The organism is Oleiphilus sp. HI0079, from assembly GCF_001635105.1.
The window spans coordinates 1-726 of record NZ_LWFT01000144.1; the positions used below are offsets into that span (position 1 = coordinate 1).

General features: G+C 52.2%; 2 protein-coding genes. Both read left to right on the forward strand.

The window, feature by feature from the left end; genetic code table 11:
• Positions 1-505, forward strand: a 505-nt coding sequence (locus A3750_RS02160) for a carboxyl transferase domain-containing protein (protein ID WP_304440159.1), incomplete at its 5' end; no start/stop codon positions are given.
• The coding region (locus tag A3750_RS24770; RefSeq protein ID WP_304440160.1) for an ATP-binding protein at positions 492-726 on the forward strand (235 nt) is incomplete at its 3' end. The genes A3750_RS02160 and A3750_RS24770, both read left to right, overlap by 14 nt.

Consider the following 726-nt stretch of genomic DNA (forward strand, 5'->3'; position numbering starts at 1 on the left):
TTTTAATCTGCCCATTGTGACCTTAATCGATACGCCTGGAGCGTTTCCCGGTATTGGTGCTGAGGAACGTGGTCAGAGCGAGGCGATTGCGCGCAATATTGCCGTGATGTCGCGTTTGAAAACCCCGATTATCTCAACGGTGATCGGTGAGGGAGGCTCTGGTGGCGCATTGGCGATCGGAGTGTGTGATCGATTGAACATGCTGGAGTATGCAACGTATTCTGTCATCTCTCCCGAGGGCTGCGCGTCTATCCTCTGGAAAAGTGCCGAGTATGCGGCTGATGCTGCAACCGCGATGGGTGTGACGGCCCCTCGGTTGAAAGAGCTGGGTTTGATTGATCAGATTATTGAAGAGCCTCTGGGTGGTGCGCATCGAGATGTGCAAGCTATGGCCGAGTCGCTCAAAGAGCGTCTGCTTGTTGATATTCGCGCTCTGCGCGACACTCCGGTCGAAGAGTTGATCGAAGAGCGTTATCAGCGCTTAACTGCGTATGATAAAGGCTAAACTGGAAAGAGCGTTCGCTTCTTATCCTGATTCTTCCACATTTTATGTTGCTTATAGTGGTGGGCTAGACTCCACTGTCTTACTTCATTTGGCGAAGCGCGCCGCAAAAACTCAGTCCTCAAAACGGCGGATTCAACTAAAGGCGATCCATGTTCATCACGGCATTAGTGCGCATGCCGATCGTTGGTCAGAGCACTGTCGGGCTGAATGTGAGCGCCTAG